The sequence below is a fragment of the Streptococcus oralis genome, assembly GCF_003943395.1.
Classification (GTDB): domain Bacteria; phylum Bacillota; class Bacilli; order Lactobacillales; family Streptococcaceae; genus Streptococcus; species Streptococcus oralis_BF.
The window spans coordinates 230786-244628 of sequence record NZ_RJPJ01000001.1 but is presented as its reverse complement, the minus strand read 5'-3'; the positions used below and the strand labels follow the sequence as shown (position 1 = coordinate 244628).

16 protein-coding genes, 1 tRNA gene and 1 riboswitch are annotated in these 13843 nt (G+C 41.3%); of the genes, 12 read left to right on the top strand and 5 right to left on the bottom strand.

The annotated features are described in order from the left end of the window. Positions 1 to 21 precede the first annotated feature (21 nt). The gene (pepT, locus tag D8802_RS01225) at positions 22 to 1245 is read right to left on the bottom strand and encodes a peptidase T (protein ID WP_125394496.1); all 1224 of its coding nucleotides are present in this window, start codon (positions 1243 to 1245) and stop codon (positions 22 to 24) included. Between the two features lie 153 nt (positions 1246 to 1398). On the opposite strand from pepT, the gene hemH reads away from it, so the two are divergent. Then, a complete protein-coding gene (gene hemH, locus D8802_RS01220) occupies positions 1399 to 2493 on the top strand; it encodes a ferrochelatase (protein WP_125394495.1) in 1095 nt (364 codons plus the stop codon). Positions 2494 to 2533: 40 nt separating this feature from the next. Here the strand turns inward: hemH and mscL are convergent, their stop codons facing one another. After that, positions 2534 to 2914, bottom strand: coding sequence for a large conductance mechanosensitive channel protein MscL (mscL, locus tag D8802_RS01215; RefSeq protein ID WP_000910209.1), 381 nt, complete (start codon positions 2912 to 2914; stop codon positions 2534 to 2536). An 84-nt stretch (positions 2915 to 2998) separates the two neighbouring features. Beyond that, positions 2999 to 3430, bottom strand: coding sequence for a GtrA family protein (locus tag D8802_RS01210; protein ID WP_125394494.1), 432 nt, complete (start codon positions 3428 to 3430; stop codon positions 2999 to 3001). A 28-nt stretch (positions 3431 to 3458) separates the two neighbouring features. After that, a riboswitch (PreQ1 riboswitch) is annotated at positions 3459 to 3555 on the top strand. On the opposite strand from D8802_RS01210, the gene D8802_RS01205 reads away from it, so the two are divergent. The 4 genes from D8802_RS01205 to dapA all read left to right on the top strand — a co-directional run bounded on the left by D8802_RS01205 (position 3553) and on the right by dapA (position 6661). Further along, positions 3553 to 4062: a QueT transporter family protein gene (locus D8802_RS01205; RefSeq protein ID WP_125394493.1), complete on the top strand. Its 510-nt coding sequence runs from the start codon at positions 3553 to 3555 to the stop codon at positions 4060 to 4062. (Overlaps the previous riboswitch by 3 nt.) 105 nt (positions 4063 to 4167) lie before the next feature. After that, positions 4168 to 4240 (top strand) — tRNA-Thr (locus D8802_RS01200). Positions 4241 to 4597: 357 nt separating this feature from the next. After that, on the top strand, positions 4598 to 5674 hold the full coding sequence (locus D8802_RS01195; protein WP_125394492.1) for an aspartate-semialdehyde dehydrogenase: 1077 nt from the start codon (positions 4598 to 4600) through the stop codon (positions 5672 to 5674). A gap of 51 nt (positions 5675 to 5725) precedes the next feature. After that, entirely contained in the window at positions 5726 to 6661 is a 936-nt protein-coding gene (dapA, locus tag D8802_RS01190) for a 4-hydroxy-tetrahydrodipicolinate synthase (RefSeq protein WP_125394491.1), read from the top strand. Between the two features lie 46 nt (positions 6662 to 6707). On the opposite strand, the gene mnmE is transcribed toward dapA, so the two are convergent. Both mnmE and D8802_RS01175 read right to left on the bottom strand, forming a co-directional pair. Then, positions 6708 to 8081, bottom strand: coding sequence for a tRNA uridine-5-carboxymethylaminomethyl(34) synthesis GTPase MnmE (gene mnmE / locus D8802_RS01185; protein WP_125394490.1), 1374 nt, complete (start codon positions 8079 to 8081; stop codon positions 6708 to 6710). Positions 8082 to 8215: 134 nt separating this feature from the next. Beyond that, a complete protein-coding gene (locus tag D8802_RS01175; RefSeq protein WP_001117401.1) occupies positions 8216 to 8398 on the bottom strand; it encodes a 4-oxalocrotonate tautomerase in 183 nt (60 codons plus the stop codon). A 122-nt stretch (positions 8399 to 8520) separates the two neighbouring features. Here D8802_RS01175 and D8802_RS01170 point away from each other — a divergent pair, with 122 nt between their 5' ends. The 7 genes from D8802_RS01170 to glyA are packed head-to-tail and all read left to right on the top strand — an operon-like array spanning position 8521 to position 13839. Beyond that, positions 8521 to 9120, top strand: coding sequence for a thymidine kinase (locus D8802_RS01170; protein WP_125394488.1), 600 nt, complete (start codon positions 8521 to 8523; stop codon positions 9118 to 9120). Next, positions 9110 to 9589: a GNAT family N-acetyltransferase gene (locus D8802_RS01165; protein ID WP_125394487.1), complete on the top strand. Its 480-nt coding sequence runs from the start codon at positions 9110 to 9112 to the stop codon at positions 9587 to 9589. Before D8802_RS01170 ends, D8802_RS01165 begins: the two co-directional genes overlap by 11 nt. 9 nt (positions 9590 to 9598) lie before the next feature. Next, positions 9599 to 10678, top strand: coding sequence for a peptide chain release factor 1 (gene prfA, locus D8802_RS01160; protein ID WP_001028815.1), 1080 nt, complete (start codon positions 9599 to 9601; stop codon positions 10676 to 10678). Then, positions 10678 to 11514 (top strand): peptide chain release factor N(5)-glutamine methyltransferase, encoded by an 837-nt coding sequence (gene prmC, locus D8802_RS01155; protein ID WP_125394486.1) that lies wholly within the window; start codon positions 10678 to 10680, stop codon positions 11512 to 11514. Before prfA ends, prmC begins: the two co-directional genes overlap by 1 nt. Then, positions 11498 to 12100 (top strand): L-threonylcarbamoyladenylate synthase, encoded by a 603-nt coding sequence (locus D8802_RS01150; protein ID WP_125394485.1) that lies wholly within the window; start codon positions 11498 to 11500, stop codon positions 12098 to 12100. The genes prmC and D8802_RS01150 overlap by 17 nt, the downstream gene beginning before the upstream one ends. A 1-nt stretch (position 12101) precedes the next feature. Then, the gene (locus tag D8802_RS01145) at positions 12102 to 12533 is read left to right on the top strand and encodes a GNAT family N-acetyltransferase (protein ID WP_125394484.1); all 432 of its coding nucleotides are present in this window, start codon (positions 12102 to 12104) and stop codon (positions 12531 to 12533) included. A gap of 49 nt (positions 12534 to 12582) precedes the next feature. Continuing rightward, entirely contained in the window at positions 12583 to 13839 is a 1257-nt protein-coding gene (gene glyA, locus D8802_RS01140; protein WP_125394483.1) for a serine hydroxymethyltransferase, read from the top strand. Positions 13840 to 13843: the final 4 nt, after the last annotated feature.

Here is a 13843-nt window from a genome sequence, read left to right as displayed (position 1 = left end):
AGCTGAGCTACCTCGTCTTTTTTAGTCTTTATAAGCTACAATGCCAATGATGGTGTCCACCGCACGCTCCATAGTCTGAAGGCTGACGTATTCAAAACGTCCATGCATGTTTTCACCACCAGCAAAGATATTTGGAGTTGGGATACCCATAAAGGAAATCTTAGACCCATCTGTTCCGCCACGGATTGGTTCGATAATTGGCGTGATACCTAAATCTTCCATAACAGCTTTAGCAATGGTAACGGGCGTCATGTCTTTCTCAATAACTTCTTTCATATTGTAGTACTGGTCTGTCAGAGTCAAGGTCACTCGATTATTTCCAAGCTCTTGATTCATCTTGTCAGCAATAGACTGCATAGCTGCTTTACGTGCTTCAAAGGCATCTTTTTCAAAGTCACGGATGATATAGCTTGCACGCGCCTCCTCAACGCTTCCAGTCACATCCATAAGATGATAGAAACCTTGGTAACCATCTGTCAGTTCAGGTCGGTCATTTTCTGGAAGTTGATTATGAAAATCAATTGCTAGCTGAAGGGCATTGACCATCTGACCTTTAGCAGTACCAGGGTGGACATTGCGGCCTTGGAAATGGAGTTCAGCACCAGCTGCTGAGAAAGTCTCGTATTGAAGCTCCCCTAGTGGTCCACCATCAACAGTATAGGCAAAGTCAACGTCAAAGTCATCTGCATCAAATTTATTGGCACCAACGCCAATTTCTTCATCTGGACCAAAACCAACTCGAATCTCACAGTGTTTGATTTCAGGGTGAGCGGTTAGATATTCAATAGCTGTCATAATTTCAGCAATCCCTGACTTGTCATCAGCACCCAGCAAGGTCGTGCCATCTGTCGTGATGAGGGTTTGGCCTGGATATTTTTCAAGACTCTTAAAGTCAGCTGGATCCAGTTTAAATCCAGAATCACCCAAGTCGATAACTCCACCGTCGTAATTTTCGATAACTTGTGGATTAACTCCCTCAGCATTAAAATCAGCTGTATCCATGTGGGAGATGAAGCCAATCTTACGTGTCAAGCTGGGATCATTTGCTGGTAAGGTACCAATGGCAAAACCATTTGGGAGGTAGTAAACATTTTGCAGACCAACACGTTTCATTTCAGGAATAAGAATATTGGTCGCAAAATCTACCTGGCTTTGCGTACTTGGAGTGGTAGTAGAGAGTTCATCAGAACGCGTATTGACCTTAACGTAGGTCAAGAAACGCTCTAAAAGGTTGGGATAAGTCATAAAAACTCCTTTAATAATCATTTTTTTCATTGTATCATAGAATGGAGAGAAAGACAAAGAGAAGTAAATAAAAATAAAATGAATGAAAGCGTTTATTTATGATATATTTCATGGTACAATGGTAATTGAAAAAAATATCACAAGGAAATATCAATGAAAAAAGCAATTTTAATGATGACATTCGGTTCACCAGAAGAGATTACCTTTGAGAGTGTGGCGGATTTTTTTACCAATATTCGTCGTGGAGTTAGACCCGAAGATCACGAGATTCAGACTCTCTATGACAACTATGTTCGTATAGGTGGAACACCGCTTCAGAGGATTACACGTGAGGAGGTCAATTTAGTCAAGGAACGTTTAGGAGAAGAGTATGGCATCTACTTTGCCAACAAATTTTCTCGCCCCTTTATCCCTGATGTGATCAAGCAGATGGAGGCTGATGGTGTTGAAGAATGTATTTGCTTGATTTTAGAACCACATTATTCCTTCTACTCGGTTATGGGGTATGAAAAGTTTCTGGAGAGCCAGCAAATACAATTTTTAGTCATTAAGGATTGGTATCAGCAACAGTCTTTGCTGGACTTCTGGACAGATGAGATTAGCAAAATTTTACGAAACGATGTGGGAGAAGAGTCTTTTAAGATGATCTTTTCAGCCCATAGCGTCCCCATTTTTGCTTTGGAGTTTGGAGATCCATATATCGATCAGATTTTTGATAATAGCAAGCTAATCGCTGAACAACTCGGTCTAACAGACGACCAGTATACTAATACTTGGCAGAGCGAAAGTGATATTGGAATTCCTTGGATCAAGCCAGATGTACTCGAGTATTTGAGAGAACAGAAACAACATCCAGAGCATTATATTTTTGTACCAATTAGCTTTATCAGTGAACATATCGAAGTTCTTTTTGATAACGATGTAGAATGTTATGAATTATGTCGAGAATTAGGTATAACCTATCATCGACCACCTATGCCAAACACAGATTCTCGTTTAATTGATGCTTTAGTTACTACTGTAAGAGCCAATGAACACAAAGAATTTAAGGAATTTCTCCCAGAAGAAGAAACCTTTGATGAGTTAGCGCCTTCAGCAACTACCAAGGACATCATGGAGGAGACAGACGACCTCCAAATGCCAGAATTTGTCAAAAAACTCATTGAGAAAAAAGGTCGTGAAAATGTGAAGATGCCTTACTTGATTAAGAAAATGCTCGAAAAGGCTGGTAAATTGCCGAAAGAGTAAAGAAAAAGGATTTAGCATGAAGCTAGATCCTTTATTTGTCTTATTTTTTCTCAAGAAGAGCTTTGATTTCTTGAAGAACTTCAAGTTCAGTTGGAGCAGCAGGTGTATCTTCAGCTGGCTCTTCTTTCTTAGTAAGGTTTTGAGCTTTTTCAACAGCTTTGATAACGAAGAAAAGTACAGTACCAATCACTAAGAAATTGATAACAGCGCTCAAGAAGCTACCGTAACCAACACCATTCCATGAAAGTTCAGCGATACGTTCTACGTTCGCAGCTTTCAAAGCTGGGTTCAAGATAAGTGGGGTGATGATATCGTTAACGAGTGAGGTTACGATAGCACCAAAAGCAGAGGCGATGATCACACCGACAGCGAGGTCAACGACATTGCCACGAAGCAAAAATTCTTTAAGATCTTTTAACATTTTCATAATTTCCTTTCAAAAACTAATCTTAATTGTACCTGAAATACCTAAATATTGCAACCTTAATGCTTAATGACATCCATTTCATTTATAAAAAACATATACTTTACTAAAAATATAGTTAAGAATGATAATCAAAACCTGCGCAATTAGCGTTTCGATGGCATTAACCTGATCTAGTTGATCGTTGACAAATTGCCCGATAATATCGGGATAAGATGTAACAAAGATATAAGTTAAAAGAACGTCAAGACCAAGAGTAGAGAGACGAGCTAGAAAAAACTTAGCAAGACGAGTCGGCCAATTCTTTCTCTTTTGCTTAAAGACGATGGTGTCATTTGTGATAAAAGCAAAGAGAATCCCAATGATATTTGCGAGTACGGTTGCTAGGATTTCCTGGTGGCTGATGTGGTAAATAAGCAAACGCGATAAGATAGAAACCAAAGTAGTAGCAGCACCGAAAAATAAGTAGGAGAGGATTTCGTTATCGAAGAAAGTTTTTATTAGTTTTTTCATGATTTTAGTATAGCATAAAGTTGGCTATTGTGCTATACTAGTAAGGTTGATAATCTCAACCCTTGGTGCTTAGCTTCTTTCACCAAGCATATTTTACGCGGGAAACCGCCAAAGGAGAAAACATGAAAAAATTAACTGTTCGTGACATGGCAGATATTGCTATCGTTGCTGCTATCTATGTGGTTTTGACCATCACCCCACCCCTTAATGCCATTAGCTACGGTGCCTACCAGTTCCGTATTTCAGAGATGATGAATTTCTTGGCCTTTTACAACCCTAAATATATCATCGGTGTGACGATTGGCTGTATGATTGCTAATTTCTTTAGCTTTGGTCTAATAGATGTCTTTGTTGGCGGGGGATCTACCCTAGTTTTCCTAAGTCTAGGTGTATGGCTCTTTAGCAAATACAAAAATGACCATTTGTTCAATGGTTTGATTCGAAAAGATCATTTCTTCTTTTCAATCCTCTTCTCCATTTCAATGATTACCATTGCAGCTGAACTTCATATCGTTGCAGAAGCTCCGTTCTTCTTCACATGGTTCTCTACTGGAATTGGTGAGTTTGCATCACTTATCGTAGGTGCGATTTTGATCAATAAACTGGGACAGCGAATCGATCTAACAAAATAAGAAGTTTATAAGCTAGATTCTTGCTAAATCTAGCTTTTTTCATTCCATAAAATTAAAAGAGAGCGCTTGACAAGAGCATAGAACTATAGTATACTTTTTAGGTAAGCTGATTTAGCTCAGTTGGCAGAGCGCATCCATGGTAAGGATGAGGTCGCCGGTTCAATCCCGGCAATTAGCATGATAGAAACAAAATAACCTTGGGAAACCAAGGTTTTTCTTATACTTCTGTGAAAATGAGCTAAAGAGTTTTGTCTGTTGACAAAAGAGATTCTCTTTAGTAGAATAGTAGATGCGATGAGTCGATAGGTAGTCTTCGGACTGCTATTGAGCATAAGGAGGTCACAACGCAGGAGCGGACCTTGATGAGTTGTGTGAACCTGCTCATCACATGAAGATGCCTCTTAGTCCCTAGTCGAATGGCTAGGGATTTTTAGTTTTCAGAAAATATAGTCTAAAAATGCTTTTCAATTTCTGGAAAAAGTAGTATAATACATCTATTATAGAAATTTTTAGAAAATTCCGAAAGAGGTTATTTATGGGATATACAGTTGCTGTAGTCGGCGCGACAGGTGCTGTCGGAGCTCAGATGATAAAAATGTTGGAAGAATCAACACTTCCAATCGATAAAATTCGTTACCTTGCTTCTGCACGTTCAGCAGGCAAGACTTTGAAATTTAAAGACCAAGATATTACGATTGAAGAAACGACTGAGACAGCTTTTGAGGGTGTTGATATTGCACTTTTCTCAGCAGGAGGTTCGACATCAGCTAAGTATGCACCGTATGCCGTTAAAGCTGGTGCGGTTGTAGTGGATAACACATCTTATTTCCGTCAAAATCCAGATGTTCCTTTGGTTGTTCCAGAAGTAAATGCTCATGCACTTGATGCCCACAACGGGATTATTGCTTGCCCTAACTGTTCAACAATCCAAATGATGGTTGCTCTTGAGCCTGTTCGTCAAAAATGGGGCTTGGACCGTATCATCGTTTCAACTTACCAAGCCGTTTCAGGTGCTGGTATGGGAGCGATTCTTGAAACACAACGTGAACTTCGTGAAGTCTTGAATAATGGTGTGAATCCACGTGATTTGCATGCCGAAATCTTGCCTTCAGGTGGTGATAAGAAACACTATCCTATCGCTTTTAACGCTCTTCCACAAATCGATGTCTTTACTGACAATGATTACACTTACGAAGAGATGAAGATGACCAAGGAAACCAAGAAAATCATGGAAGATGATAGCATCGCAGTGTCTGCAACATGCGTGCGTATTCCAGTCTTGTCAGCTCACTCTGAGTCTGTTTATATTGAAACAAAAGAAGTGGCTCCAATTGAAGAAGTGAAAGCAGCTATCGCAGCCTTTCCAGGTGCTGTTCTTGAGGATGACGTGGCTAACCAAGTCTACCCACAAGCCATCAATGCAGTTGGTTCTCGTGATACCTTTGTTGGTCGTATCCGTAAAGACTTGGATGCTGAAAAAGGAATCCACATGTGGGTTGTTTCAGATAACCTTCTTAAAGGTGCTGCTTGGAACTCTGTACAGATCGCAGAAACGCTTCATGAGCGTGGCTTGGTTCGTCCAATAGCTGAATTGAAATTTGAATTGAAATAATGGTTTAGGAGTTCGGATGAACTCCTTCTTTGAAATAGAGAGGTGTTTCTCATGTCTTATCAAGATTTAAAAGAGTGTAAAATCATCACAGCCTTCATTACTCCTTTCCACGAGGATGGTTCTATCAACTTTGATGCCATTCCAGCCTTGATTGAGCATTTATTGGCCCATCATACAGACGGAATTCTTCTTGCAGGGACGACTGCTGAGAGCCCGACCTTGACCCACGATGAAGAGTTGGAATTGTTTGCGGCTGTTCAGAAGGTTGTCAATGGACGCGTTCCTTTGATTGCGGGTGTAGGTACCAACGATACCCGAGACTCGATCGAGTTTGTCAAAGAAGTCGCAGACTTTGGTGGTTTTGCTGCTGGTCTTGCTATCGTCCCATACTACAATAAACCTTCTCAAGAAGGGATGTATCAGCACTTTAAGGCGATTGCGGATGCTTCTGACTTACCCATTATCATCTATAACATTCCAGGGCGTGTAGTAGTTGAATTGACTCCAGAAACCATGCTTCGCTTGGCTGACCATCCAAATATCATTGGTGTCAAAGAATGTACCAGCTTGGCAAATATGGCTTATTTGATTGAGCATAAGCCAGAGGAATTTTTGATTTATACAGGTGAAGATGGTGATGCCTTCCATGCCATGAATCTTGGTGCAGATGGGGTTATTTCTGTTGCCTCTCATACAAATGGAGATGAGATGCACGAGATGTTTACTGCCATTGCAGAAAGCGATATGAAGAAAGCTGCAGCTATTCAGCGTAAATTCATTCCTAAGGTCAATGCCCTTTTCTCTTATCCAAGTCCTGCTCCAGTTAAGGCTATTCTGAACTACATGGGATTCGCAGCTGGACCAACTCGTCTACCTCTAGTTCCAGCGCCAGAGGAAGATGCCAAACGCATTATCAAGGTCGTTATTGATGGCGACTACGAAGCGACTAAGGCAACCGTAACAGGAGTCTTAAGACCAGATTACTAATAAAGACAATAAAATCCATGACTGAGTGAACGATCATGGATTTTGCTTATTTTCCTAAACAGAATTGGCTAAAGAGTTGGGTGATGAGTTCATCAGGTGCGGCATCTCCAGTGATTTCACCGAGAATTTCCCAAGTACGGGTCAAGTCAACTTGCAACAAATCAACTGGCATCCCCAGTTCCAGACCTTCATTAACTGCTTGTAGGCTTTCAACAGCCTTCTCAATCAAGGAAATGTGACGGGCGTTAGACAAGTAAGTAGCATCTTGCTCAACCAAGCCAGCATTTTCAAAGAAGAGGTTGTTGATTCTCTCCTCGATCTTATCGATGTTTTGGTTTTTCAGGACTGAAATACGGATGATATCTTCAGGTAGTTCCGAAGTTTCAATTGTTTCTGGTAGGTCAGTTTTATTGAGTAGAATAATGCGGTTGGTATCTTGACTGATTTCTAAGAGTTGGCGGTCTTGGGCGGTCAGTGGTTCACTAGCATTTAGCACTAGTAGTACCAAGTCAGCTTCCTTGAGGGCTTTTCTCGAACGCTCGACACCGATTTGTTCCACGATGTCATCTGTTTCCCGGATACCAGCTGTATCAATCAATTTGAGTGGAACCCCGTTAATGTTGACGTATTCTTCGATAACATCTCGTGTAGTACCAGCGATATCTGTTACAATAGCCTTGTCTTCACGAAGGAGATTGTTGAGAAGACTGGATTTCCCAACATTGGGACGACCGATGATAGCAGTTGAAATTCCCTCACGAAGGATTTTACCACGACGAGCTGTTCTAAGGAGATTGGTTAGCAATTGTTCAAACTCCATAGTCTTCTCGCGGACAACAGCAGTAGTAGCTTCCTCAACATCATCATACTCAGGATAGTCGATATTGACCTCTACTTGGGCAAGCGTATTGAGGATTTCTTGGCGAGTATTATTGATAAGATCAGAAAGAGAACCGTCCAATTGTTTGACTGCGATATTCATAGCCTTGTCTGTCTTGGCACGGATGATGTCCATCACCGCCTCAGCCTGTGTCAAATCTACACGACCGTTTAGAAAGGCGCGCTTGGTAAATTCACCCGGTTCAGCCAATCGAGCTCCTTCACGGATAGCTAGTTGGAGAATCTCATTGGTCACCGCAATCCCACCGTGGGTGTTAATCTCAATAATGTCCTCTCGAGTGAAGGTCTTTGGAGACTTCATAGCTCCAACCATAACCTCATCCATGACCTTACCAGCTTGAGGGTCAACGATGTGACCGTAGTTGAGGGTATGGCTTGCAACCTTGCTCAAGTCTTTTCCTTTAAAAATCTTTTGTGCAATGGCAAAACTATCTGTTCCGCTCAAGCGGACAATACCAATGGCCCCTTCTCCAAGAGGAGTAGAGATAGCAGCAATGGTATCAAATTCACGTGTAATCATACTATTTCCTTTTGTATTTCTTTTCTTAGGATAGGTATCCAAGCATCTCTTCAAATTGTAACAAAATTAGACTATTTCTTCAATGGATGCTACTTGGAGATTGAAAAAGCCTAAGCAATACTGCTTAAGCTGGTTTATTTGGTGCGCATTTCTCCTTGTGGGAAGTAAGTCCCTTCTGGCATGTCGTTGATGATGACATGAACGGCTGATTGAGGGGCTCCAGTGTTACGGACAACAGCTTCCGTTACTTCCTTAGCAAGAGCTTTCTTTTGCTCGAGCGTGCGACCTTCAAATAAATCGATGCGTACAAATGGCATAATAGCTTCCTCCACTAGTTTTTGATTTCTTCTATTTTACCACATTTTGCCGTTTAAAGCTTCAGAAAATTATGATATACTAGAATGTAGCAAAAATTTAGAAATGGACGTGAAATAATAGCATGGCACAGTTGTATTATCGTTATGGGACCATGAACTCTGGTAAGACGATTGAGATTCTTAAGGTGGCCTATAACTACGAAGAGCAAGGAAAGGGAGTTGTGATTATGACTTCTGCTCTGGATACGCGTGACGGTGTTGGCTATGTATCCAGTCGGATTGGCATGAAACGCCCAGCCATTGCGATTGAGGAAACGACGGATATCTTCGGCTATATCCGAGACTTAGCTGAAAAACCTTACTGTGTTTTGGTCGACGAAGCCCAGTTTCTCAAGCGTCACCATGTTTATGACCTAGCTCGTGTTGTTGATGAGTTAGACATACCCGTCATGGCTTTTGGTTTGAAAAATGACTTTCGTAATGAATTATTCGAAGGTTCCAAATATCTTTTGCTCTTAGCAGATAAAATCGATGAGATAAAGACCATCTGTCAGTACTGTAAGAAAAAGGCGACTATGGTGTTGCGTACGCACGATGGTGTGCCAGTCTATGATGGTGAACAAATTCAAATCGGTGGCAATGAAACCTATATCTCAGTCTGCCGTAAACATTATTTTGCGCCAATGATATCATCTAATAAGGAGCAAAACTATGACAATTGAACTAAGAGATGTTACAATGGAAAATTATTTTGATGTTTTGAATTTGGATGTCAAGGAATATCAAAAACAATTCATTGCAACCAACGCAATTAGTTTAGCTGAAGCATATGTCTACACTAAAAATGGAGATTTTGTAGCTCCATTGGCAGTTTATGATAATGATGCAATTATAGGTTTTGTGATGATAGCTTATGATAAAAAGATCGGAATTAGTAGTGGAAATTATTTACTATTTCGTTTTATGATTGATAAGAATTTTCAAAATCAAGGATATTTTAAACCAATTATGGATAAAGTGCTGGACTATGTTCGGACAGTGCCAGCAGGTTTAGGCAATAAACTTTGGTTGTCTTATGAACCAGAAAATGAACATGCAAGATCTTGTTACCTCAGTTATGGATTTAAAGAAACTGGGGAAATATTTGAGAACGAAGTAGTAGCAATCTATGATTTAACAATTGAGAAATAAGGAGAAAAAATGAACATCTATGATCAACTACAAGCTGTAGAAGACCGTTATGAAGAATTAGGAGAATTGCTGAGTGACCCTGATGTGGTCTCTGACACCAAGCGTTTTATGGAGCTTTCAAAAGAAGAGGCTTCTACTCGTGATACGGTAACAGCCTACCGTGAGTACAAACAAGTCCTTCAAAACATCGTCGATGCTGAAGAAATGATTAAAGAATCAGGCGGAGATGCGGACTTGGAAGAAATGGCCAAGCAAGAGCTCAAGGATGCCAAGGCTGAAAAAGAAGAATACGAAGAAAAACTAAAAATCTTGCTCCTTCCAAAGGATCCAAACGATGACAAGAACATCATCCTTGAAATCCGTGGAGCGGCTGGTGGTGACGAAGCGGCACTTTTCGCCGGAGACCTTCTAACTATGTACCAAAAGTATGCGGAAGCACAAGGCTGGCGCTTTGAAGTCATGGAAGCTTCTATGAATGGTGTTGGTGGTTTCAAAGAAGTGGTTGCCATGGTTTCTGGTCAATCTGTATATTCTAAACTCAAGTATGAGTCTGGTGCCCACCGTGTCCAACGTGTCCCTGTGACAGAAAGCCAAGGCCGTGTACACACTTCGACAGCGACAGTGCTTGTCATGCCTGAAGTGGAAGAAGTTGAATACGATATTGATCCAAAAGACCTTCGTGTTGATATTTACCACGCATCAGGTGCTGGTGGACAGAACGTCAATAAGGTTGCGACTGCCGTGCGTATTGTTCACTTGCCAACCAATATCAAGGTTGAGATGCAGGAAGAACGTACCCAGCAGAAGAACCGTGAGAAGGCCATGAAAATCATTCGTGCGCGTGTTGCTGACCATTTTGCTCAGATTGCTCAAGATGAACAAGACGCTGAGCGAAAGTCAACAATCGGTACTGGTGACCGTTCAGAACGGATCCGTACTTATAATTTCCCTCAAAACCGTGTCACAGACCACCGTATTGGCTTGACTCTCCAAAAACTAGATACTATTTTGTCTGGTAAATTGGATGAAGTTGTGGATGCCTTGGTTCTTTATGACCAAACACAAAAATTAGAAGAATTAAACAAATAATGAAATTAGCTCAATTATTTTCAGATTTTGAAGAAGAGTTGATAAGACAAGGAGAGGAAGCAGAAAGCCTCTCTTTTGTCTACCGTAGCCTAAAAAATCTCTCTTTTACAGACTTTGTCTTTGCCCTCCAGCAAGAGGTAACAGAGGCCGAAAAACAATTTGTAGAAGAAATTTTCCAGCAGTTAGCGTCCCACAAACCAGCTCAGTATATCATTGGACAGGCAGATTTTTATGGAATGCAGTTAAAAGTGGATGAGCGGGTTTTGATTCCTCGTCCAGAGACAGAAGAGTTGGTGGAGCTTATCTTGACCGAAAATCCTGAGGAAAATCTTAAGGTCCTAGATATCGGGACTGGAAGTGGCGCCATAGCTCTCGCATTAGCTAAAAACAGACCAGATTGGTCAGTGACAGCAGTAGATATTTCTCAAGATGCTCTAGATTTGGCATCTGAAAACGCTAAAGTTCAGAATCTCCAGATATTTTTAAAAAAATCCGATTGTTTTACAGAAATTTCTGAAAAATATGATATAATTGTATCCAATCCACCCTATATCTCTCGTGAAGATGAGTCAGAGGTCGGTTTGAATGTTTTGCATTCAGAACCTCATCTAGCTCTCTTTGCGGATGAGGATGGCTTAGCTATTTACCGCAGAATTGCGGAGGATGCAAAAGACTATCTCACAGATGGTGGTAAGATTTACCTTGAAATTGGATACAAGCAAGGTCAAAGTGTTCCTGCGCTTTTTAGGAAACATCTTCCTGAAAAACGGGTACGAACACTCAAGGACCAATTTGGTCAAGATAGGATGGTTGTAGCTGATGATAGACAGGATTAGGCAAGAGTTGGAAAAGGGAGGAGCTGTCGTTCTACCTACAGAGACAGTTTACGGTCTCTTTGCCAAAGCTCTAGACGAAAAAGCTGTCGACCATGTTTACCAACTCAAACGTCGTCCTAGAGATAAGGCACTCAATCTTAATGTCGCTTCTCTAGAGGACATCTTGCACTTTTCAAAGAATCAGCCAACTTATCTCCAAAAGCTTGTAGAGACCTTTTTACCGGGTCCCTTGACTATTATCCTCGAAGCTAATGACAGAGTTCCCTTTTGGGTCAATTCTGGACTTGCAACGGTGGGATTTCGGATGCCGAGTCACCCCATTACACTTGATTTGATTCGAGAGACAGGACCCTTGATTGGGCCGTCTGCCAATATCTCGGGTCAGGCGAGTGGAGTGACCTTTGCTCAAATTCTAGAGGATTTTGATCAAGAGGTTCTGGGTCTGGAGGACGACACTTTTCTAACTGGACAGGATTCGACTATTTTGGATTTGTCTGGAGACAAGGTGAAAATCTTACGCCAGGGGGCGATTAAGCGAGAAGATATTCTTGCTCGGTTGCCAGAGATTTCTTTTGAGGAGGAATGAGATGCTAAGAGATTTGCAAGAAACAGATGTGAATGCTATATGTGAGATTAACCAAGAGGCTTTGGGCTATTCTTTTAGTCCAGAGGAAACAGCTAGTCAACTAGCCAAACTATCTCAAGACGCACATCATTTCCTACTTGGCTATGAGGATGTAGCTAATCATTTCCTACTTGGTTATGTCCACGCTGAGGTCTATGAATCTCTTTATTCCAAAGCAGGATTTAATATCTTAGCCTTGGCAGTTTCACCTCAAGCACAAGGGCAAGGTATTGGTAAAAGCTTGCTACAAGGGTTGGAGCAAGAAGCAAAAAGACGAGGCTATGAGTTTATCCGCTTAAACTCTGCTGATCATCGTCTGGGAGCTCATGCATTTTATGAAAAAGTTGGTTATACTTGTGATAAAGTGCAGAAACGGTTTATTCGCATCTTTTAGTTTATTTTCTTAAACTAAAGGACCAGTCACACTATAAAGGAGAAGACCTATGATTTTTGACAAAGACGATTTTAAAGCATACGATGCTGATCTCTGGAATGCTATTGCCAAAGAAGAAGAACGCCAACAAAACAATATCGAGTTGATTGCTTCGGAAAACGTGGTTTCCAAGGCTGTTATGGCAGCTCAAGGGTCTATCTTGACAAACAAATATGCCGAGGGTTACCCAGGACGCCGTTATTATGGTGGAACTGATGTAGTAGACGTGGTAGAAACTCTAGCTATTGAACGTGCAAAAGAAATTTTTGGTGCTAAATTCGCCAATGTTCAACCTCACTCAGGAAGCCAAGCCAACTGTGCGGCTTACATGGCCTTGATTGAGCCAGGTGATACCGTTATGGGGATGGATCTGTCTGCAGGTGGACACTTGACCCACGGAGCTCCAGTTAGCTTCTCTGGTCAAACCTACAACTTTGTTTCTTACAGTGTGGATCCTGAAACGGAACTCTTGGACTTTGATGCAATCTTGAAACAAGCCCAAGAAGTAAAACCAAAACTAATTGTAGCGGGTGCTTCAGCCTATTCTCAGATTATCGACTTCTCAAAATTCCGTGAAATCGCAGATGCTGTTGGGGCTAAGCTTATGGTAGATATGGCCCATATCGCTGGTTTGGTTGCAGCTGGTCTTCACCCAAGTCCAGTGCCATACGCTCATATCACTACAACAACGACCCACAAAACCCTTCGTGGACCTCGTGGTGGTTTGATTTTGACAAATGATGAAGACCTAGCTAAGAAAATCAACTCAGCTATTTTCCCTGGTATTCAAGGTGGTCCTTTGGAGCATGTTGTCGCTGCTAAGGCAGTTTCCTTCAAAGAAGTTTTGGACCCAGCCTTCAAGGAATATGCTGCCAATGTCATCAAAAACAGCAAGGCTATGGTTGAAGTCTTCTTGCAAGACCCTGACTTCCGTATCATTTCTGGTGGTACTGAAAATCACCTCTTCCTTGTTGATGTGACTAAGGTTGTAGAAAACGGAAAAGTTGCTCAAAACTTGCTAGATGAGGTTAATATTACCCTAAATAAAAACTCAATTCCATACGAAACCTTGTCACCATTTAAGACAAGTGGGATTCGTATCGGATCTGCAGCCATCACTGCACGTGGATTTGGTGAAGAAGAAAGCCGTAAAGTGGCTGAACTCATCATTAAAACCCTTAAGAATGCAGAAAATGAAGCTGTCTTAGAAGAAGTGAGAAGTGAAGTCAAAGCGTTGACAGATGCCTTCCCACTATACGAGGACTAATACT